Genomic DNA, 20,634 nt, shown 5'->3' on the forward strand with positions numbered 1-20,634 from the left:
TGTTAATTGGCCCCGTTTGAGGGTTCGCTAATCTGCTGCTGGGCATTTATTCGCACCGGAAAAACCATATCCGGCCAAAAACTGTCATCATCCAGTTGAATATGGATTTTTATCAATTCCGGCAAATGATCAGTACTAAGCCACTCATCTTGCCAATCGCCAGCATTTGTCGGATCACCATTGCCGTAATATGCAAAACTCAGCCTGGAAATATGATTCAATAACTCAACCTTCTCGGTCTTGATTACTTCACTAGCCATATAAGGTGTCAAGGCTACCTGTAAACTAAGGCCACGAGCTTCCGACTCAATATTATCGCCACCATAAGCAGTTATATCAAAAATCTGCAAGCCTTTACGGGCTGAGCTGGCGGGTAAGGCAGCGACAAAACGCAAGCGGTTAATCATGCCGATAAACACCGGCTGCTGGGCCTGATCGCCGTTATCCTGTGAAGCGTCTGTTTGCAGCAACAAAGGTTTTATGGTGCTTAAGCGCTGCTTGAAAAATTGATATACCACCGATTTTTTATTGACAGCCACGGTTTTGGCTTCGCCGACATTCCAACTTTCGGCGGCAATTCTTAAACTACCAAACAGCAGCACTACCATAACACTCAATAAAGTCATGGCAATCAGCATTTCAATTAAGGTAAATCCGTTTTTAAACCTATTCATAGTGGTAAGCTTAAAGCTACTGCATTTTTAAGCTGCGTATATCAACACTACGCATTTCACGGCCATCGTCCTGCCAAAATACCTGCACCTGCACAGCATACAATGGTACCGGCTGCGCAACAGGCAGGTTGGGATTGGCTGGCGTACTCGCCGGTGGCGGCGCTGGTGTCACATCGATAATCTTTAGTAACCAATGATATTTCCCGCCCTCATCGCCGCTGGATTCACCAACCTCCAATGGTATTTCAATTCCGGTACGGGCCTGCAAGGACTCAGCGATTTGTACCGCCAAGGTGTATTCCTCAGAAAGTATGGCGTTGTTAACCCCGGTACCGAAAATTCGCAAAACGATGGTTAAGGCCACCGCCATAATGGCAAAAGCCACCAGAATTTCCAATAAGGAAAAGCCTTTAGGCGGCTGTATCACTAATACTTACCTCGCCGGTAATCCAGTTTACGTCAATACGGCGTAATTGCTGGCCCCACTCCAGCGTAATGCGTCCGCCGGTTGATGAACCATCGCTGAAAAACCGGATACCGGCATCACCACCCTGATTAAACTCTTCTTCAGCTATCACCACCGAGATATCTATTTCGCTGGGCAACTGGTAAATCTTGGACTGATTACTGATGCGGTAACTATTATTATCCAGATTGATGATGACAGCGATAGGCTCATGACTGATCAGGGCGGCACCGTGGGCATAGCGCAATGCCGAGGCAACATCTCTGGCTGCCGCCTGCACTTTAGTGCTGACATTGCCGGAGAAAATATTGCCGCTCACCGCAGCAAAAGCCAATACACTAATTAATAGCACAATAATCAGTTCTACCAAGGTAAAACCCTGGGCAGACTTAGCGGTCGGATTCACAAAAATCTAGTCCCAGCTATTTACATCCTGATCTTCGCCTTCGCCACCTTCTTTTTCATCGGCACCATAGCTGAACAGATCAAATTTTCCGTGCTGCCCCGGATAGACATAGTGGTATTCCTGCAACCAGGGGTCCAACGGTACTTTATCCTTACGTAAATAAGGACCATTCCAGCGTTTGGCGTCACTGGGCTTTTCAATCAGGGCGTTAAGTCCCTGCTGCTGGGTGGGGTAACGCCCTTCATCCAGCTTATACATATCCAAAGACGCAGCCAAATCTTCAATTTGGACTTTGGCAGCCTTGGTTTTTGATGCACCCAGATGCTTCATGACTTGTGGGCCGACAATACCGGCCAGCAAAGCAATGATGGCCAACACCACCAAAAGCTCCAGTAAAGTAAAACCTTTAGCACGGCGATTAGTATGATTCATGAGAAGTCCTTCTATCTATAATTAAAAAGCAAGATCATTAACACTTAAAATAGCCAATAAAATTGAAACAATAATACCGCCTATCATTAAACCCAGAGAAATGATTAATGCCGGCTCCAAGACTGCCAGCATACGCTGAATGGTGGTTCTTAATTGTTTATCATATATCGTTGCCACCCGGATCAGCATTTCTTCCAATCGTCCGGTTTCTTCACCCATTTTAATCATCTGTACCGCCAGTTTCGGAAACAGATTTTGTTGAGCCAAGGCATCGGATATGGTTTTACCTTCTTTCAATTGCATTTCTGCATATTCCAAAATATCGGCTAATATCATATTGGAAACTGTTTCTCTGACAATGGCCAGTGAATTTAAAATGGAAACACCATTACCCAATAAAGTGCCAAAGGTACGACTGAAGTTGGCAATTTCTTTATTTAGAATAATTTCGCCAAACAGGGGTAGATGCAAAAACCGGCTGTGCCAGACTTTACGCCCGACCGGGTCAGCCATTTGCGATTTGAACACATGACTGGCCACCAGCACAAACAGTAACAAGGCCCACCAGTAACTTTGTAAAAACTCGGCCAGACCCACTACAATTTGGGTAGGCACCGGTAGGGCCTTACCGGCGCTATCAAACATTTCCTTGAATTGCGGCACGACAAATGTCAGCATCACAAACAAGGACGCCAAGGACATTACCAACAAAATAGCCGGATAAATCAGGGCAGTACTGACGGTTTCCTGTAATTCCCTGGAGCGCTCCAAATGCTCCCCCAATCGCTGTAAAACCCCACCCAGATTACCGCCCAGTTCGCCGGCTCGCACCATATTCAAATAAAATTTGGAAAATACCCCTTGTCTGGATTCCAAAGCATCTGCCAAGGCTTTACCCGCTTTTACTTTTTCCAGAACATCCGCGCAGAGTTTATTAAGCTTGGGGTTTTCTTCTGTCAATTGCATTAAAATCGTCAAGGAACGATCCAGCGGCAAGCCCGATTCCAGCAGGGTAGCCAATTCACTGGTAAACATGCCGATCTCTTTTTGGTTAAGTCGCACCAGCGCCGATTTGAACTTAAAGCCCAAAAAGCTTTTGTCTTGGGCCGGAACCACACGTATGGGTATTAAACCCTGTTGCTGCAACTCTCGAACCAAAGTCTGCTGATCCAGTGCCTCTCGCACACCTTCTTCAGCAATACCCTGATTATTGACAACCTTATAAGCGAACAGTGCCATGACTACGCTATGATTCCCAGCTGTTAGCCTTAGACATCGGTGGTGACCCGCAATACTTCTTCCAGAGTTGTTACCCCCTGCAAAGCCTTGACTATGCCATCGTCATACATGGTATGCATGCCTTCCTGAACCGCTTGCTGTTGGATAACGAAAGCTTCTTCATGTTTCATGATTTGTTTGCGTATGGCATCGCTCATATGTAAAAACTCTATGATGGCTATCCGGCCTTTATATCCAATTCCGTTACAGGCGCTACAGCCCACTGGTTTACTGAGCATAATGACATCGCTGGGTTGCCAGCGTCTGAGGTGCATTTCTTCGATCACCGCATCAGCAGCGGGATATGCCTGTTTGCAGACTGGGCAGAGTTTTCTGACCAAGCGCTGGGCCAAAATGCCGTTGATGGTCGAACTCAGCAAATATTCTTCCAAGCCCATATCCTGTAAGCGGGTAATCCCGGAGGCGGCATCATTGGTATGCAGAGTCGATAACACCAAGTGACCGGTCAGTGCTGATTGCACGGCAATTCGTGCGGTTTCCAGATCACGCATCTCGCCTATCATGATTACATCAGGATCTTGACGTACTATTGAGCGCAAGGCCATTGCAAAAGTCAAGCCTATCTGCGGCTTGGCCTGAATCTGGTTAATCCCCTCCATCTGGTATTCCACCGGATCTTCCACGGTAATAATTTTGCGCTCTGAGGTATTTAATTGTTTTAGAGCCGCATAGAGACTGGTTGACTTACCACTGCCGGTTGGACCGGTGATCAGAATAATACCGTGCGGTTGTGCCAGAACTTCTTTGAATTGCTCGGCCTGTTTTCCGACAAAACCCAGGGCGGCAAAATCCAGTACCGCATTTTCTTTATCCAGTAAGCGGATGACCACGCTTTCCCCGTATAGTGTGGGAATAGTCGACACCCTTAAATCCAGCTCCTTGCCTATCATTTGTAATTTTATCCGGCCATCCTGGGGTAACCGCCGCTCAGCAATATTGAGCTTGGCCATGATCTTTATCCGCGATAACACTGCCGCAGTTGACGCAACCGGGGGGGAATCAATGTCCTGTAACACCCCATCTATACGCAAGCGAACTTTCAGACTTTGCTCAAATGGCTCGATGTGGACGTCGGAAGCGCGGTTTTCCACGGCTTTTTGCAAAATGAAATTAACCATTTTGATGATAGGTGCTTCACTGGCCAAGTCCTTCAGATGCTCAAGATCTTCATTACCGGCTTCTTCTACAGTGAGATTGTCAACCAGTTTATCCATTTGTGATTTGCCTTCACCATATTGGATTTCCAATGCGGCTTCAATCTCTGATAATTGTCCGATAAAGATTTCCAGACTTTTACCGGTTGCTAGCTGTAAAGCTTGGATAGGATAGGTGTCTGCTGGATCCATGACAGCCAGTTTTACCAAGCGCTCATCGCTGTCCAGCGCCACCAAATGATAGTTTTTGAGAAAGCGTAATGGGATATCATCTCCGAGTGGAGACTCTGATGGGTATTGGGCCGCCACTGCACGCTGCAGCCCGGTCAATTCGACGAAGGTATTGGCTATATCGCTATCTGAACACAAACCCAATTTAATCAACAACTCAGGCAGGCTATCATCCTGAGCCGATTTTTGCATGCGTCTGGTTTTGGTCAAATCGATATCGGATAATTTTCCGGCAATTTTCAAGGCGTGCAAAAACGCCTGATACCGCTCGCTTCCTGATTCTGCAAAATTAATATCCATTTTTTTATCGCAATCAAAACCAACATCCTAAAGTATAGTCATCAATGCCCGGAATCTGTCCGGGCCTGAATACCACTGATCAACGCAAAGATGAACTTTAGGATGTCCTGGCAGAGGACGCCGTGAATACATCCTTATAGGCTTGCTACAGCATCCCCACTGTTGAAACCTCTGCCAAGACACCCTGACACCCAATCAAGCTATCGGATTGATGAGCTATTAGCTTACCGAAATCTGCGCTGAGTTTCGGCAATATAAACTAATCCTCTAAACTTGTCATCCAACCAGTCAAACGGATAGATAACTTGTTCAGTCAGTCAGGCCCGATAGACGGGCAGAGACTACTTTTGTCTGCTAAATAAGTCGTTAGCAAAGCTGTCCCCGCCTCATTTGTTATAGCGATACCCCTCTAGTGGATCAGCACCAATACTACCTTGCAACAATGTTAAGTATTCGGGACTTTTCAGGGCCTGTAATTTGCGCTGAGCACGCTGACAACGTTCGCCCAATTGCAAATGATTCAGCGACATGGCATTAACATTATCCAATGATATTTTCGCTAAATAATCAATATGGCCTTGCCAAAGCGCAATATCGCGTTGCTGCTTGGTTTGCAAGCGTTGCTGATACCAAGTGGTAGCAAGCAAATTATCCCGGGTAAACATGGCGCGAATTTCAGGATCATGGGCATCTTTGCCCTGATAATGTCCGTAAGCCATGATATGCAATAAGGCCGCCAAAGGTGGGCAGGCATCTTCTATACTGCCATCGGCAAAATATTGCTTGGCAACCCGTTGCTGGGTTTCGACAATATGATTAATGCCATCAACAAACACATCCAGATCCTGGCGTTCCGGTTGGAGAATTTCGTCAGTAAACACCGAATGGGGATTATCAAAAATCTTTCCCATCAGGCCACGCACAAAATTAGTGGTAATCCGATAGCCCAGCCGACTGGCCAATACCTGCTCTCCGTTATGCTCAAAATCCGTCAAACGCTCCAGATAACCCCGCTGGATTAAATATTCCGGTTGCCGTTCTTCATAAGTCAGGCGTACCCAGATTTCCGGTATCAGCAGGCTAATATCGTGATCAACTTGATAGTTGGGTCCAATAAAGCCGGCCGAACTGGAGAATCCGGCATAACCGGTGAGAATGAACGATACCAGGGCGTTATTGAGATCACTAGTGGCGCGTAATGCGTTAAACGGGCCTTTAGTCAGAGCGCCTTCGCTACCTGCTCCTGTGGTTGACGGGGATTTACCGGTCAGTGAACTGATAAAATCCATGAATAGTTCCGGCAATTCCTGATAATGAATAGGATTATAGACAGCCAGAGAACGAATACCTTCGTCTGGCGGATTGTTGCGCCGCCCCATCAGCACCGCATCGACCGGATGCAGCACCGGCTGATTCAGCGCCAGCTTGCGATGCAGCCGCACGCCTATTTCGGCGACATATTTCCGCAGTGGATTTACCAGATCGGCTCTGGTTTCCAGATAACGCGGATTTTTTGAAGGTTTGCCGTTAATCAGGCGCGGATGTCCAGAGGAAACCACATAACCGCTGCCTTGGCGATAGGCGGCTGTTAACAGATTTTGCATCGGTGCAGTAAAATTTGAAAAAGTTAAAACATCTTCCACCACGGCTGCCAATTTTTCGCCGGCCAAAGGTTCAAAATTTGATATGAAGTTTCCGGATTCCGCCAAATTGGCCTCGGTCTGCTTGTCGTAGCCAGGGGTGATCGCATCATCCGGACGCTGAAATAATCGGTATTCACAATTGCTGACCAATTTGACGCTAGGCTGACGATGATCTGGGGATAAGCAGGGCCGTAATAAATCGGTGTTAATAACTGCTGAAGCGCTAATATCGTCCTCCATCTGAATTTTCTCGGAGGCGATATAATCCTGGCGAACTTTGAATGTCCGCCAGGCACCTTGTAAATCAAAGCCAATCCGGAAATAGGTGGCGACAATTTTGCGTTGATCCAGTTTCAGGGCATGGCCCGGTGCACCATCCACCACATCCACAGACAGATGTTCGCGCCAATTTTCACCCCATTCGGGACGATAAAAACGTTTGATCACAAATACCAGAGCCAGAACTCGCGGCGGTATGGACTTCAGCCAGTTGTTATAGGCTTCGGTATGCAGCGGTGAGGGCGTCAATAATTTAATCAGGGAGCCCAGGCTGCGATTTGGGCTTAGTGAGCTGCGAGAAGGTTGCCGATCTTCATTTTCATGCCCGGTCAAAAACCGGTTGCTAAAGTCGTAGTCAAAAATGCTCTGCGCCCAATCCAGATCCTTTTGCAAATCGCCGACAAACAAGGGTGCATAGATCACCGAGTCTTCAATGGATTTGGAAATTTCGGATTTGCCCCCCCCTGATACGGTACTGGGTTTATGGCAAAAAGTGCCTTCAGCAGCAGTTCCAATCAAACGCCAGGATGGCGCACCCGGATGCTTGCACATTTCTATTTTATAGCCGTTCGGCTGGATATAGACTTTGCCGGGTTGTAAGCGTATGGTATGGGTTTCCTGAGCTTTCTGCCAGGTAATGGTTTGGTTGGTGATATTCATACGCAGATCTTGCGGCACATAAACTATCTGCGGATAAAGTTTGTCCTGTGCATAGCCTTCAGGCTTAATATCCATAATCTCGCCATATCGCGCTACCATGTCATCAAAATCGTAACCTGGTTCGCGAGTTAAGCTGCCGATGCCAAACTCCTCGCCGTGATTAAAACGCTGAAACGCCAATGCCCCGCCGGCATGCTCTTCTTCGGCCATACCGAATAAGTTGGCGGCAAAACTAATCTGGGTTTTTACTTCTTTTTTGCAATAGCCATAGTAATTATCTGCCAGCAGTGTCACGATTACGCCGCTGCGATCTCTGGCTGTTAATTTAAAGGCCTGACCATCGTTATACAGCTCATCCTCAGTTTTCCAACACATGCCCTCAGTGCGCTGGCGTTCTGTTGCCTCAGCCCAATGCGGTAAACCCAGTTCCTGCTTGGTTAAGCGGGTCAGATGCGGGGCCAGAATCACACATCCGGTATGACCGGACCAGTGTTCAAGATCCAGTGCCGCATCGGCATCCGGCAGGGAGGGATTACCGCCGTTGCCAAAAATACTTTCCACAAAATCCAGATTACTAACCAGATTGCCGGGCGCAAAAAAACGGATTTCCATGGATTTTTCAGCTTCGATGCCGGGTATTTCCGGACAAATAATCGGCCGTAACAGCAAGGAGGCAAACATGTGGGCTGGTTGCGGCTGTTCGCTGGTAAACGGCAATACCAATAAGTTTTGCGGTGGATTCAACGCATGTTCCAACATTAAGGCAAATGTCAGTTTTGGTACCAGTTTCTTGTCACTCGGCACCGGTAATCCACCTTCGGCAATATGAAATGATCCCTGGGTAGTACGTCTGTCGCTGGCGGGATTATGTAAAACCCCTTGTTTGACGCGATAACTGGAGACAATTTCGGAAATAAACTCGTCTTTGCCTACCGGCAAGGAAAGCTCTCTGGCCACACCATGGCGATCTAGTTCAAAAGTAATACTGGGTAAGCTGGGAATGCTGCCTAAATTCAAGTCTATCAAATAGCTGTCTAAAAAGTTCTGGATCCGCTGATCGGGTGGATACAGCGCGGTACTGCCCAGGCGTCGACTTTTTTCCTGATAACTGTTCAACAAATCTTGGGCAATATTGATAAACTCTGCAGAAGTTTGGTCGATACAGATAGGCTGACCGCAAGAAGCCAGCTTTAGATTGATGTAAAGATGCAACTGCTCTTTGCTGATACTTGTGTCGTCATCCTCTCGCACAAGACCCAGCGCCTTTTGAAAATCCATAATTACCCCACAATGATGATTAATTTAATGATGCTCTGCACTAGCTGCAAAAGTCAGCGTATTTACATCCCTGTAGGCATTAGGACCCGCTTACGATCAGCAAAGCAAGCCAATGATGTGACTAAAGTGTTTCGCGGCTAGTCTATCATAGATGACTAGACATATTTATGGCAAAACGGCCTGACATGGCTGCCGCATCTGGCCTGGGATTAATCATCTGTGAATAAAATTATTTTTCCTGCGAAATGGGCTTTTTTGAAATCGATAATTCTGATTAAATAATACAGTCAGTCTCTTAGACTGTTTTCCTACCGTAAATTAACAGCTATCACTCTGTGCCTAAATATAAACTTGCCCTACTATTTTTAATTATCTCAATATTACATAGCGTTAGCGCATCCGCCCGCTATGCTGCCATTGTTATTGACGCCGAAACCGGACGAGTGATTCATGAAACCGAGGCTGCCCAGCGCTGGTATCCGGCATCTCTGACCAAAGTCATGACTTTGTATATGACTTTTGTAGCGCTGAGATCTGGAGAATTGAGTTTGCAGGATCAACTCACCGTCTCCGCACATGCCGCGATGCAGCCCAGTTCTAAATTAGGATTACGCACCGGCCAAAATATCAGTGTGGAACACGCCATTTTAGCTGTAACGACCCGTTCAGCTAATGATGCTGCGGTACTGCTGGCTGAACGGCTCGGCGGCAGTGAAGCACATTTTGCCGATATGATGACGCATCAGGCTCAGCAATTGGGTATGTCCAGCAGCTCATTTGAAAATGCCAGCGGCCTACCCGATGAAGGTCAAATTAGTAGTGCCCGCGATTTAGCCGTGTTGTCTCTGGCATTAATCAGAGATTTTCCGCATTATTATCATTATTTTTCAGTCACTGAATTTGCTTATAAAGGCCGCTTATTGCCGAATACCAACCGGATTCTGCGCAGTTACCCTGATGCTGACGGCCTGAAAACCGGTTTTACCTGCGGCTCCGGCTATAATTTGATTGCCTCGGCCAAACGTAACGGTCATCGTTTAATCGGTGTGTTATTGGGTGCCCACAGTAGCGGGGAACGCTTTGCCCAAATGGAAAACTTGCTGGATGTAGGCTTTGAAAAAAGCAATAGTGCGGAGCCGGGTATTCATGTTTCCCAACTCAAAAGTGATCTGTATTCCCCACCGCCATTCCAGCTGTCATCTAACCGCTGCGCGGGCAGTGCCCAGCAAATGGGTGCTGATGCCGGCACAGGCAATCGTTACGAACCGATCCTGATCAAACCGCAAGTCAGGCATGCAGCCCAACATGTTACACCGGCGAGCAAGGCCTTGATTCAGCCTGCGGTTCATCATCCAGCCAAATTCAAAGCAATTACCCCCCATCATCACGCCGAGTATCACCGGCACAGCAGGGTATTGCATACAGTCAAAAACGATGCTGTTACTGGTTCGGAGCGGAAACAGCCGATTGTTGTTGCTGCGGCCAGCCATAACTTTATCCCTAAACCTCATCATCACAGCGCACCCAAGCGGCATTACTAAGCAAGGTTTTCTGGTGGGTATCGCGTTGCTCAACCCAGCCTAGGGCCTTATGGCCCTGGATATTTCTCAATAATGCGGTGGCCTCTCATCTCCAACAGCTGACTGACTGCCATCCAGTGCCAGGTTTTTGATTTTGTCGTGCAGCAGTTTGCAGGTTTCTTCCAATTTGCTGATCTGATTTTGCTGCCTGGCCACTACTGTGTTTAAAGACTGGATCAAGTCTTCTTGATAAGCCTGTTTTATTTCTATTTCAATGATTCTGGTTTCGGACATTGCCCTATCTTGTACAATTACGTTAAAGTCCGGATTATAGCAATTTCTACTGTTGATTCACCAACAGACTGAACGACAGAAAGCTGGTTATTTCAAAGTATCTGCTGATTATCGCGCTGCTCTACCCAGCCTACAGCCCTGCCTAATGGTCAGCCTGTTTCCAAATAAAAAATGACTTTGGATTCAGGAACTACTCGCCATACCGACTCAAACTCAGCTATTATTTATATGTACACACTTTTAGGGATAAGACGATGACTACTATTACTGATCCGGTTATAGGCCGCTGGTATAAAGACTTAGAGCACAACCTTAGCTTCAAGGTGGTGGCTATTGAGGGAAACGACGAATCGATAGAGGTGCAATACGCTAACGGCGATTTGGGTGAATACGATAATGAAGCCTGGTACGGTTCTACCATTGATTACATCGAAGACCCGGAAGACTGGAGTGCCCCGTTTGATGAAATTGAAGCAGACGATCTGGGTTACACCGATCCGGATCGCCATGTGCGCCTGGATCAGGAAGACCTGGACATCAGCGATTTGCTGTAGTGGGTAGTGCTTTATGAAGATGACTCCGCAAGAATTCCTGGACTGGGAATCCAAAAGTATTACTTTGCTGGCCATGTCCGGCGCCGGCAAGACCACGCTTTCCAATAAATTGCCTAAACACAAATGGTTTCATTATTCCGGTGACTACCGGATCGGTACCAAATATCTGGAAGAGCCTATTCTGGACAATATTAAACAACAGGCCATGGGGGTACCGTTTTTACGCGATTTGCTGAAATCGGACTCTATCTATATTTGCAGTAATATCACGGTCGACAATCTGGCTCCGGTGTCCAGTTTTCTGGGCAAGATCGGCAACCCGGCCTATGGCGGTTTATCACTGCCTGAGTTCAAACGCCGTCAGGCTTTGCACCATCAGGCCGAAATTGCGGCAATGCTGGATGTCCCGGAGTTTATCCACAAAGCGGAAAGCATTTACGGCTATAAACATTTTATTAATGATGCCGGAGGCAGCGTTTGTGAGCTGGACAGTCTGGAAGTGCTGGAAAATTTGGCCGCCCATACGCTGATCATTTATATCAAGATCCCGGAGTCTATGGAACAAATCATTATTAATCGGGCCAAACTGGACCCTAAGCCGCTTTATTATCGCCCAGGCTTTGTCGATGAAAAACTGGCTGAATTCATGAAATTGCATGACTACCAATCGACAGACCAAATTATTCCCGACGCTTTTGTCAGTTGGGTATTTCCAGAATTGTTTCGCTCCCGGTTACCGCGTTACGAGGCGATAGCCAAACAATACGGTTATACTGTAAGTGCTGAAGACACGGCTAAAATCAATACCGAGGCTGATTTCATCAATCTGATCGCTGCCGCCATAGCTCAACAACAAGAATAATATAATGCCTTTAGTTGCCCATACCGACTTGCCGACGTTTCGGCGTCTGCTGGAGGAGGGTGAGGAGATACTGACTCCGGTTCGCGCTCACCAGCAATCCATACGAGAATTACACATTGGTTTACTTAACATCATGCCTGATGCCGCTCTGCAAGCCACCGAAAGACAATTCTTTCGTTTGGTTGGCGCTTGCAATCAGATTGCCCAGTTTCATGTTCATCCATTTACCATAGAAGGCTTACCCAGAAGCCCGGAAGCACAGTTACACATTGACAGTTATTACGAAAGCTTTGACCAAATTAAGGCTGACGGCCTGGATGCCCTGATTATCAGTGGTGCCAATGTTACCAAGGCACACCTGCAGGAGGAGGTGTTTTGGCAGCCATTAACTGAAGTTTTTGCCTGGGCCAGAGAAAATGTGACATCCATACTTTGTTCCTGTCTGGCTAGCCATGCCCTGATCCAGTATTGTTACGGTATTGAAAGAACCCGGCTGCCCAGTAAATGCTGGGGGGTTTTCAGCCATAAAGTCGTCGATAGAAAACATCCGCTGATGGCGGAAATCAATACCCGTTTTGATGTGCCGCATTCCCGCTATAACGAAATTTTTCGTTGCGATATGGAAAAACAGGGTTTGAAAGTGCTGGTGGCCAGCGCAGAGGCCGGCGTGCATTTGGCGGTCAGCGCTGACGGGTTTCGGATTGTGTTCTTTCAGGGCCATCCTGAATACGACGACATTAGTTTACTGAAAGAATATAAACGCGAAGTGATGCGTTTTTATCGGGGCGAATGTGAAGATTACCCGCCCTACCCCGAACATTATTTCGATGTTGAGGTGCAACAAATCCTCAGTCAGTACCGGGAGCATGTCCAGGCTGCCAAAAAAAACGCCACACCACTATTGCCTATGCCTGAACATTTAATCATAGACCGACTGGATATAACCTGGCGAGACTCAGCCAAAGCGGTATTCAATAATTGGTTGGGCAAGGTTTATCAGCTGACCAATGAGGATCGCCAGATTCCGTTTATGGACGGTATTAATCCCGATAATCCGCTGGGACTATAATCTGCGTAACCCATTACCGGCTTTACGACACAGTTCCGGAATGTTTTGCACAGTTGACCGGTCATACTGTTTAACATGCTCGCTAAGTTGCTGATATGGAAGCAGACAGTCGTGGTGCAAATTGCTGTCATCGCGTTTAGGCGCATATGTCCAACCATGGATCAGATGAAACGCCCACCAGCGCCTATGTTCCATTTCGGCAATTTGTTCCAGTTGTTCAGCGGAAATTGCCGCTAAAAACTGATCCCGGTCTACGGCATGTTGTTTTACCAGTCCCCAGCCCAAGGCTCGCAATTTAATATTGATATGGGCGATTTGCTGACGGGTGCCGGCTCGCAAAAACTCATTCAAATCATCCCAAGCGGCCAATGCCGGCCGCTCCCCTAGCTGTTTTCCGTTACGCAATGCCTGATCCAAATAATCCTGATGGGCAATTTGCGCCAGCGTATCGTTTACACCGGAAAGCAAGACATCGCTTTGACAACTTTTCAGGGTTTCCAGCACTGCCAGATTGGCATCGACTCCCCAGAAGCGGGGTTTGATTGGATGCGGGCGCAAAGGCATAACGGCAACGACTTTGCCGGGCTTATCCAGCCCTTGGTTTTTCAATAGTTTGAGTACTTGCCCAGCGCTTGCCAAGGTGGTTATTTCATCAGCCAAACCCACATAAAACTGGCTAAGCTGTTTACCCTGGGTATTGATCCAGGCGGATAAGATACTGTAGTCATCAGGCGCTTCCGTGACGGCTTCAATAATCAATACATTATCGATAGCCGGACAGAGTTGGCGTATGCTGGTTAATAATTTCTCAGCATCGGGACTGATAATAGTCAAGCGCGCTCGGGGCATGGTTTGCGCCTGATAATCTGCGCGCCAGTAATGGCAGGATTGCGCCATTTGCAGAGCCAGCATAAAAGCCAGTTCAGTTCGACCCAAGAAAGCCACATGAACACCTTCTGCCTGTTGTTCAAGCGCTAAATGCCGCTCCGGCGGAAAACGGCGCAACAGTTCACTGGCTGTGTTTTCTTCAATACTAAACAACCGGAAGCGGTGACCTGCACCCTGAGCGCCCATGATGGTTAACTGCTCCAGATGATTACGCAACAGCGGACTCTGGATATGGCAAAAACAGGTGGGTTTCTGAGTGGCAGCATGCTGATCCAGCAAGATTCTGGCCGCTTCCAGCATGGCAATATTGATATCATCCTGATTGGTGATGCAGACAAAATTTCGGGCATGCTGAAAACCGGCACTGCGCAACACGGCGGGATTGGTGGCATCGCCCTGTAATACACAAACGCCGGTTTTTCTGATTTCCAGAGTCTCATCATACTTGCTGTCCAGGGTGATAATGACCACGCTCTGGCCCTGGTGAGCCAGATCGGCGGCCAGAATGATGCTGCGCTGGTTCATACCGGCAATGATGGTGTGATTACGCAGGAACAACCGGGCCCGCAGTTCATCCAAATAGGCTCCGCTTTGGCGTAAATAAGCCAATATCAATGCCAATATTGCTGAAGTTGACAGCAAGAATTTGGCAAACTGGTAGAGTTTTTCCTGCCAGTGCTGATTCAACCAAGTCCACCAGATTGCTAAGTCACCCGTGACAACCAGAGGATGATGGAAGAAATCCCAAATGTCGGACAATCCGGCCAGCCCAAACAGAAAAATACTGCTAAAAATGGCAAATACCACGATGTTTTGCTCATTTTTAACCAGTTTATGGGTAATTTTTGACAAGATTCGTTGGGAAAACAACGGGTTCATGGTTTTTAAACAAACCTAAAATGAGAGTCAAGACTAAATAATACCTAAAAAATACCTAAAACTTTTGATTTTTTTGGCATTATTGGGTATTTATGGCCTTATAGTTGGTATTAAGCGGCAATAAAGCTGGGGCGATTGGCTGCACCGCATGATGGGCATTTACTGATGTGGGGCGAAGCTGATTACGAGCATGGTCTGGCGCGTATCATTGACTTGCCGTTACGTGATGAGCCCATCAGCCAGCTGCAAAGCGAAATTTCCAGTCTGCCGAACTAATAATGTAATGCGCTTAAGTTAAGCTGAGGCTTTAACTTAGGCGCATCGCTGATAGTCAGGATTCTTTTTAGCAAGAACAGCTTATAATAGTTTCACTCTTTCAACCTCAGGAGAATTTATGTCTGTAAAAAAAATGGTCGATCTGGATTTGGCAGGTAAGCGGGTATTGATCCGCCAGGATTTGAATGTACCGGTTAAAGACGGCAAAGTTACTAGTGATTTACGTATCCAGGCCAGTGTGCCCACTGTTAAAGCGGCTTTGGCCGGCGGTGCAGCGGTGATTTTGTTGTCGCATCTGGGTCGTCCTACCGAGGGTGTCTATGATGAAGAATCCAGCCTGAAGCCGGTAGCAGAACGCTATACCGAGTTACTGGGGCAAACTGTGCGCCTGGAAAAAGATTGGCTGGATGGCGTGACTATCCAGCCTGGTGAAGTGGTGTTGTGCGAAAACGTGCGGTTTAATAAAGGCGAGAAGAAAAACAGTCCGGAACTGGGCCAAAAACTGGCGGCTTTGTGCGATATTTTTGTGATGGATGCCTTTGGTACTGCGCATCGCGCCGAAGCCTCCACCCATAGCGTGGCGCAATATGCGCCGATTGCTGCAGCCGGCCCCTTGCTGGCAGCAGAACTGGACGCCCTGGGCAAAGCGCTGGAACATCCTGATCACCCTTTGGTGGCGATCGTGGGCGGCTCCAAAGTATCCACCAAACTCACGGTTCTGGAATCTTTGTCCAGCAAGGTTGACCAGTTAATCGTCGGCGGCGGGATAGCTAATACTTTTATTGCTGCTGCAGGTTATCCAGTGGGCAAATCTTTGTATGAAGCCGACCTGCTTGACGAAGCCAAACGTTTGATTGCCGCCGCCAAGGAACGCGGCGCGGATATTCCGATTCCTGTGGATGTGGTTACCGCCAAGGAATTTTCCGAATCAGCAATTGCAACGGTGAAAAATGTCGCCGATGTGGCAGAAGATGATCTGATTCTGGACATAGGACCGCAAACCGCCCAACAATACGCGGCAATTCTGCAAAAAGCCGGCACTATCGTCTGGAATGGTCCGGTAGGCGTATTTGAAATTGATCAGTTTGGTGAAGGCACCAAAGCCGTTGCTCTGGCTATTGCCGAAAGCCCGGCGTTTTCCATAGCCGGCGGTGGTGACACTCTGGCTGCCATCGACAAATACGGTATTGCTGACCAAGTGTCTTATACTTCTACTGGTGGCGGGGCGTTTCTGGAGTTTCTGGAAGGCAAGGAATTGCCGGCAGTGGCTATACTGACTGCGCGAGCTTAATTGGGTTGAGGTCTACGCCAGTGACACGCTGCACTGGCGTTCGCCCACCCTACAGGCCAATACAATAATAACAACAGCCTGGAAACTCTTGCTGCGCCTGCTGTTGCGGAGCAAGGCTCAAGGCTGATATCAGCCTGTTGTGTACTCAATGGCTGAGCGACACTTCAGGAGTTTTTATGTTAAAGCGCGTGCTACACCGGCTGCTGACCTTGATATTTAAGGTTAAAGTCACTGGAATGGAGAACTATCAGTTAGCCGGTCAACGGGTCTTGATCGTGGCTAATCACAGCTCTTTCCTGGATCCGTTGCTGCTGGGTGTGTTTCTGCCGGACGACATCACTTTTGCGATTAATACCCATATTGCCCAACGCTGGTGGCTAAAGCCGTTTTTACGGCTATCTAAAGTGTTTCCGATGGATCCCACTCATCCGCTTTCCCTGAAAGCGCTGATACATTATTTGCAAACCGATACCAAAACCGTCATTTTTCCGGAAGGCCGCATCACTGATACCGGCTCCTTGATGAAGGTTTATGATGGTCCCGGCATGGTAGCAGACAAAACCGGTGCGATGATTTTGCCTATCCGCATTAACGGTGCCGAATACAGTCATTTCTCTCGCCTGCAAGGTAAGGTGCGCTTACGCTGGTTTCCGGCAATCAGTATCCATATCTTACCGCCCACGCAAATTCACACCAGTAATGCCGCCACAGGTAAGGTGCGTCGTCAGCATAGCGGTCAGGTGCTTACCAACATTATGACCGAAATGATGTTCAGTACCAGCCAATACCGGCAAACCATATTTTCGGCTGTGCTGGAAGCCCGCACCATTCACGGTGGCAAGCACACTATTGCCGAAGATCTGGAACGGGCGCCTTTGAGTTACGATGCCCTGATTACCCGCAGTATTATTGTCGGCAGGCTGATTAAATCCATCACTCAGGTTAACGAGAACGTGGGGGTGCTGCTGCCCAACACCTGTAAAACCCTCAATGTAGTGCTGGGCTTGCAATTGTATCAACGCATCCCGGCCATGCTGAATTTTTCCATTGGTGCAGCAGGTATGATATCTGCCTGCCGTACCGGTCAGGTACGGGTCGTGTTAAGCTCACGGAAATTCATTGAGCTGGCCGGCCTGCAAGCGGAAGCCGATACGCTGGCGACTCAAGTCAGCTTGGTGTATCTGGAAGATTTGGCAGCGCCATTGCGCAGCACAGACAAACTATTTGGCCTGTTGCTGGCTAAAACCGCCCATTACTGGTACCGCCCGCAAGCCGATCAGGCTGAAGCTGCGGCGGTAGTACTGTTCACCTCCGGCTCTGAAGGGGAACCCAAAGGGGTGGTGTTATCCCACACCAATATCCTGGCGAATCTGAAACAGGTTAAAGCTCGGATTGATTTTACCCCGCAAGACGTGGTTCTGAATTATTTACCGATGTTTCATTCATTCGGCTTTACGGTAGGTACTTTGCTGCCGGTACTGAGCGGGATGACCAGTTTCTTTTATCCCTCGCCCTTACATTATGCGGTAATACCGGAAATAGCCTATGAAATTGGTGCGACCATTATGTTTGGCACTAATACCTTTCTGGCCGCCTATGCCAAAAAAGCTCACCCTTATGATTTTTACAAAATGCGTTATGTGGTGGCGGGTGCCGAAAAACTGCAGGAAAGCACCCGTACTACTTGGTTGAACAAATTTGGTATCAGAATTTTGGAAGGTTATGGCGCCACTGAAACGGCACCGGTGACTTCGGTAAACACGCCCATGGATTACAAAGCCGGCAGCGTGGGGCGGTTTATGCCCGATATGTTGCACCAACTGGAGCCGGTACCGGGTATAGAAAACGCAGGTAAACTGCATGTAGCCGGCCCGAATATCATGAAAGGCTATTTGCTGCCGAATAATCCCGGGGTATTGGTTCCACCCTGTTCAGCAGCTTATGGTGAGGGTTGGTACGATACCGGGGATATCGTGCATGTTGATGAGGACGGCTTTATTTTCATTAAAGGCCGCAGTAAACGCTTTGCCAAAATCAGCGGTGAAATGGTATCGCTGGCTGCTGCTGAGCAATTGGCAATCCTGGCCTGGCCCGATAGCCAGCATGCGGTGGTAAGTCTGCCGGATCCCAAAAAAGGTGAACAACTGGTATTGTTGACCACTGAAGCCTCGGCCAGCGCCAAAACCTTGGCTGATGCCTCACCGGGCGTAACGGCCATTACCCTGCCTAGAAAGGTGTTTGTAGTGGATAAACTGCCGGCATTGGCAACCGGTAAGACCGATTATGCCGCGGCACAGACTTTGGCGCTCAGTCTGGTTGAAGCCAATTTTTGAACATATCGGATATTCTGAACATTACTGACCTGCAACCGGCATAAAAAAATGAACAAAGCGCTACTGATTTTGCTGTTGGCTCAATTTCTGTCGGTATTTGCCGATAACACCATTCTGTTCACTGTCATCGCCATGGTGATGCATTCCCCCCAAACGCCAGGCTGGTATGTACCGGCTTTACAAAGTGTGTTTCTGATATCTTTTGTCGGTTTGGCCCCCTGGGTGGGAATCTATGCTGACCGCCACCCTAAAGCCAGAGTGTTAATTCTGGCCAATTTAATCAAAGCCTGCGGCGCCGGCCTGGTGTTATTGCAGATTGATGCCTTAGCAGCTTATGCCGTGGTAGGTATCGGCGCGGCTATTTACAGTCCGGCCAAATACGGTATTTTGCCGGAACTGGCTGGACATCAGGAATTGGTTAAAGCCAACAGCTGGATAGAAGGCTCGACTATTCTGGCAATTTTAACCGGGATGGTGGCCGGAGCCAGACTGGCTGACTATTCGGTAAACTGGTCCATGCTGAGTGCGATTTTGTTATTGCTGATTTCTGCCGCCGCTGCCCTGCTGCTGCCTAAGGGCAGCAGCAAACCGGTGCCTGACGGCTGGAAAATCCGGCTGTTTTATCGGGAAATACGCTATTTTATCGCGCAACCACGCACTCGTTTTGCGGTACTGGGCGGCTCCATGTTCTGGGCCGGCGCCGCGAGTGTCCGGGTAATCATTATTGCCTGGGCGCCGCTGGTATTATTGACGCGCACTGCCACCGATATTGCTGAGCTTACTCTGTTTCTGGCTTTGGGGATTATTCTCGGTTCGGCACTAGTACCAAAAATCATTCCTCTGGAACATTTGCGCCGGGCCCGGATTCCCGCTTATCTGATGGGAGCCATGATTATCGGTCTGAGTTTTACCGACACTGTTTGGGCTGCACGAGGTGTTTTGTTGTTAATGGGCACTGCCGGCGGTATGTTCATCGTACCCATCAATGCCGCGTTACAGGAACAGGGTCAACTCAGCATAGGCAGCGGCGGCGCAGTGGCCATGCAGAATTTCTTTCAAAACGCCGCCATGTTACTGTCTGTAGGCATATACAGTTTGGCAGCCGCGCAACAGCTTAGCCCCATTGCTGCATTGCAATTTCTGGGTATACTGATAATTACAGCCACTATACTGTTAATGCTGACTATGCCACAGACCACAACTAGCGCCGCCAACCTTGAATAAAATTATCTACCAGTAAATGCACAGCGGTTTCGGTACTGATCAGGCCAACCGGACCGAGATTGCCGCCCAGGGTCATGGTACAAATACCGTGTACTCCACACCACAAGGTTTTAGCGGCCAACTGGGTTTGAGCATCTTCAATATCAGTGGATAATTGCCCGAATAATGCTTCTATTGGGTCAAACATCAACTGAATTTTTTGCTTATACCATACCGGTAGCTGGGTATGATCCACCAAACCGGGTTGAAACAATAATCGCCAGCGGCTGAGATTGGCGCTGGCATACTCCAGATAATTGCTGGTCAGGGTTTTAATACGCAGTTCCAGGCTATCGGTTGCCGGGATATCTTGTAACTGCTGGGTTAGTTGATCTAAGGTGCGACCATTGATATGCAAAAATAACTCTTGGGTATTGGCAAAAACCATATAGATACTACCCACGGTATAACCTATATCTGCGGCAATCCGGCGCACAGTCAGCGCGTCAATACCTTCCTGAACAATAATGTTTTCGGCGGCGTTTAATACCATTTCCCTGATTTGCTCCAGAGTATGCTCTCTTCTTCTGGCCATATATCCTTCTATGTATCGCAAAAAGTGGGTAACATACACCAAAATCAA

General features: G+C 48.1%; 18 protein-coding genes. 8 read left to right on the forward strand and 10 right to left on the reverse strand.

Annotation, left to right across the window (positions count from 1 at the left end):
• Positions 1 to 2 precede the first annotated feature (2 nt).
• The 7 genes from KEF85_RS11185 to KEF85_RS11215 form a co-directional block, all read right to left on the reverse strand.
• Positions 3 to 674, reverse strand: a complete 672-nt coding sequence (locus tag KEF85_RS11185; RefSeq protein WP_215580546.1) for a prepilin-type N-terminal cleavage/methylation domain-containing protein — start codon at positions 672 to 674, stop codon at positions 3 to 5.
• Between the two features lie 16 nt (positions 675 to 690).
• Positions 691 to 1,101, reverse strand: a complete 411-nt coding sequence (locus KEF85_RS11190) for a type IV pilus modification PilV family protein (RefSeq protein WP_215580548.1) — start codon at positions 1,099 to 1,101, stop codon at positions 691 to 693.
• Entirely contained in the window at positions 1,085 to 1,546 is a 462-nt protein-coding gene (locus KEF85_RS11195) for a GspH/FimT family pseudopilin (RefSeq protein ID WP_215580550.1), read from the reverse strand. Before KEF85_RS11195 ends, KEF85_RS11190 begins: the two co-directional genes overlap by 17 nt.
• 6 nt (positions 1,547 to 1,552) lie before the next feature.
• Positions 1,553 to 1,978 (reverse strand): type II secretion system major pseudopilin GspG, encoded by a 426-nt coding sequence (gene gspG / locus KEF85_RS11200; RefSeq protein ID WP_215580556.1) that lies wholly within the window; start codon positions 1,976 to 1,978, stop codon positions 1,553 to 1,555.
• 21 nt (positions 1,979 to 1,999) lie between these two features.
• Positions 2,000 to 3,217: a type II secretion system F family protein gene (locus tag KEF85_RS11205; RefSeq protein ID WP_215580558.1), complete on the reverse strand. Its 1,218-nt coding sequence runs from the start codon at positions 3,215 to 3,217 to the stop codon at positions 2,000 to 2,002.
• Positions 3,218 to 3,246: 29 nt separating this feature from the next.
• A complete protein-coding gene (gspE, locus tag KEF85_RS11210; RefSeq protein ID WP_215580560.1) occupies positions 3,247 to 4,962 on the reverse strand; it encodes a type II secretion system ATPase GspE in 1,716 nt (571 codons plus the stop codon).
• 386 nt (positions 4,963 to 5,348) lie between these two features.
• Complete coding sequence (locus KEF85_RS11215; protein WP_215580562.1) at positions 5,349 to 8,822, reverse strand: PPi-type phosphoenolpyruvate carboxykinase family protein; 3,474 nt, start codon at positions 8,820 to 8,822, stop codon at positions 5,349 to 5,351.
• A gap of 335 nt (positions 8,823 to 9,157) precedes the next feature.
• On the opposite strand from KEF85_RS11215, the gene KEF85_RS11220 reads away from it, so the two are divergent.
• On the forward strand, positions 9,158 to 10,363 hold the full coding sequence (locus tag KEF85_RS11220) for a D-alanyl-D-alanine carboxypeptidase family protein (RefSeq protein WP_246534892.1): 1,206 nt from the start codon (positions 9,158 to 9,160) through the stop codon (positions 10,361 to 10,363).
• A gap of 66 nt (positions 10,364 to 10,429) precedes the next feature.
• Here the strand turns inward: KEF85_RS11220 and KEF85_RS11225 are convergent, their stop codons facing one another.
• Positions 10,430 to 10,636, reverse strand: a complete 207-nt coding sequence (locus tag KEF85_RS11225) for a SlyX family protein (protein ID WP_215580564.1) — start codon at positions 10,634 to 10,636, stop codon at positions 10,430 to 10,432.
• 254 nt (positions 10,637 to 10,890) lie between these two features.
• Between KEF85_RS11225 and KEF85_RS11230 the strand changes: the two genes are divergently transcribed.
• Genes KEF85_RS11230 through metA form a run of 3 tightly spaced genes read left to right on the forward strand, consistent with a single transcriptional unit; the run spans position 10,891 to position 13,121 of the window.
• Positions 10,891 to 11,190, forward strand: coding sequence for a DUF6763 family protein (locus KEF85_RS11230; protein ID WP_215580566.1), 300 nt, complete (start codon positions 10,891 to 10,893; stop codon positions 11,188 to 11,190).
• Between the two features lie 13 nt (positions 11,191 to 11,203).
• Entirely contained in the window at positions 11,204 to 12,052 is an 849-nt protein-coding gene (locus tag KEF85_RS11235) for a P-loop NTPase family protein (RefSeq protein ID WP_215580568.1), read from the forward strand.
• A 4-nt stretch (positions 12,053 to 12,056) separates the two neighbouring features.
• Complete coding sequence (gene metA / locus KEF85_RS11240) at positions 12,057 to 13,121, forward strand: homoserine O-succinyltransferase MetA (RefSeq protein ID WP_215580569.1); 1,065 nt, start codon at positions 12,057 to 12,059, stop codon at positions 13,119 to 13,121.
• Here the strand turns inward: metA and KEF85_RS11245 are convergent.
• The gene (locus KEF85_RS11245; RefSeq protein WP_215580579.1) at positions 13,116 to 14,861 is read right to left on the reverse strand and encodes an NAD-binding protein; all 1,746 of its coding nucleotides are present in this window, start codon (positions 14,859 to 14,861) and stop codon (positions 13,116 to 13,118) included. The two genes, metA and KEF85_RS11245, sit on opposite strands and share 6 nt — an antisense overlap.
• Before the next feature lie 162 nt (positions 14,862 to 15,023).
• Between KEF85_RS11245 and KEF85_RS11250 the strand changes: the two genes are divergently transcribed.
• The 4 genes from KEF85_RS11250 (at position 15,024) to lplT (ending at position 20,012) form a co-directional block, all read left to right on the forward strand.
• The gene (locus KEF85_RS11250; protein WP_215580581.1) at positions 15,024 to 15,164 is read left to right on the forward strand and encodes a hypothetical protein; all 141 of its coding nucleotides are present in this window, start codon (positions 15,024 to 15,026) and stop codon (positions 15,162 to 15,164) included.
• A gap of 118 nt (positions 15,165 to 15,282) precedes the next feature.
• On the forward strand, positions 15,283 to 16,455 hold the full coding sequence (locus KEF85_RS11255) for a phosphoglycerate kinase (RefSeq protein WP_215580589.1): 1,173 nt from the start codon (positions 15,283 to 15,285) through the stop codon (positions 16,453 to 16,455).
• A gap of 176 nt (positions 16,456 to 16,631) precedes the next feature.
• The gene (locus KEF85_RS11260) at positions 16,632 to 18,788 is read left to right on the forward strand and encodes an AMP-binding protein (protein WP_215580598.1); all 2,157 of its coding nucleotides are present in this window, start codon (positions 16,632 to 16,634) and stop codon (positions 18,786 to 18,788) included.
• Positions 18,789 to 18,836: 48 nt separating this feature from the next.
• On the forward strand, positions 18,837 to 20,012 hold the full coding sequence (gene lplT / locus KEF85_RS11265; protein WP_215580599.1) for a lysophospholipid transporter LplT: 1,176 nt from the start codon (positions 18,837 to 18,839) through the stop codon (positions 20,010 to 20,012).
• Here lplT and KEF85_RS11270 read toward each other — a convergent pair.
• The gene (locus KEF85_RS11270) at positions 19,990 to 20,586 is read right to left on the reverse strand and encodes a TetR/AcrR family transcriptional regulator (protein WP_215580601.1); all 597 of its coding nucleotides are present in this window, start codon (positions 20,584 to 20,586) and stop codon (positions 19,990 to 19,992) included. The two genes, lplT and KEF85_RS11270, sit on opposite strands and share 23 nt — an antisense overlap.
• Positions 20,587 to 20,634 lie beyond the last annotated feature (48 nt).

This window comes from Methylomonas paludis (assembly GCF_018734325.1).
GTDB classification, from domain to species: Bacteria; Pseudomonadota; Gammaproteobacteria; order Methylococcales; family Methylomonadaceae; genus Methylomonas; species Methylomonas paludis.

What these genes read in the sequence shown, in the direction of transcription:
- KEF85_RS11255 (WP_215580589.1), top strand. Translation starts at nt 15,283, where the DNA reads ATGTCTGTAAAAAAAATGGTCGATCTGGATTTGGCAGGTAAGCGGGTA.
- KEF85_RS11185 (WP_215580546.1), bottom strand. Translation starts at nt 674, where the DNA reads ATGAATAGGTTTAAAAACGGATTTACCTTAATTGAAATGCTGATTGCC.
- lplT (WP_215580599.1), top strand. Translation starts at nt 18,837, where the DNA reads ATGAACAAAGCGCTACTGATTTTGCTGTTGGCTCAATTTCTGTCGGTA.
- KEF85_RS11205 (WP_215580558.1), bottom strand. Translation starts at nt 3,217, where the DNA reads ATGGCACTGTTCGCTTATAAGGTTGTCAATAATCAGGGTATTGCTGAA.
- KEF85_RS11270 (WP_215580601.1), bottom strand. Translation starts at nt 20,586, where the DNA reads ATGGCCAGAAGAAGAGAGCATACTCTGGAGCAAATCAGGGAAATGGTA.
- KEF85_RS11260 (WP_215580598.1), top strand. Translation starts at nt 16,632, where the DNA reads ATGTTAAAGCGCGTGCTACACCGGCTGCTGACCTTGATATTTAAGGTT.
- gspG (WP_215580556.1), bottom strand. Translation starts at nt 1,978, where the DNA reads ATGAATCATACTAATCGCCGTGCTAAAGGTTTTACTTTACTGGAGCTT.
- KEF85_RS11235 (WP_215580568.1), top strand. Translation starts at nt 11,204, where the DNA reads ATGAAGATGACTCCGCAAGAATTCCTGGACTGGGAATCCAAAAGTATT.
- KEF85_RS11215 (WP_215580562.1), bottom strand. Translation starts at nt 8,822, where the DNA reads ATGGATTTTCAAAAGGCGCTGGGTCTTGTGCGAGAGGATGACGACACA.
- KEF85_RS11225 (WP_215580564.1), bottom strand. Translation starts at nt 10,636, where the DNA reads ATGTCCGAAACCAGAATCATTGAAATAGAAATAAAACAGGCTTATCAA.
- KEF85_RS11230 (WP_215580566.1), top strand. Translation starts at nt 10,891, where the DNA reads ATGACTACTATTACTGATCCGGTTATAGGCCGCTGGTATAAAGACTTA.
- gspE (WP_215580560.1), bottom strand. Translation starts at nt 4,962, where the DNA reads ATGGATATTAATTTTGCAGAATCAGGAAGCGAGCGGTATCAGGCGTTT.
- metA (WP_215580569.1), top strand. Translation starts at nt 12,057, where the DNA reads ATGCCTTTAGTTGCCCATACCGACTTGCCGACGTTTCGGCGTCTGCTG.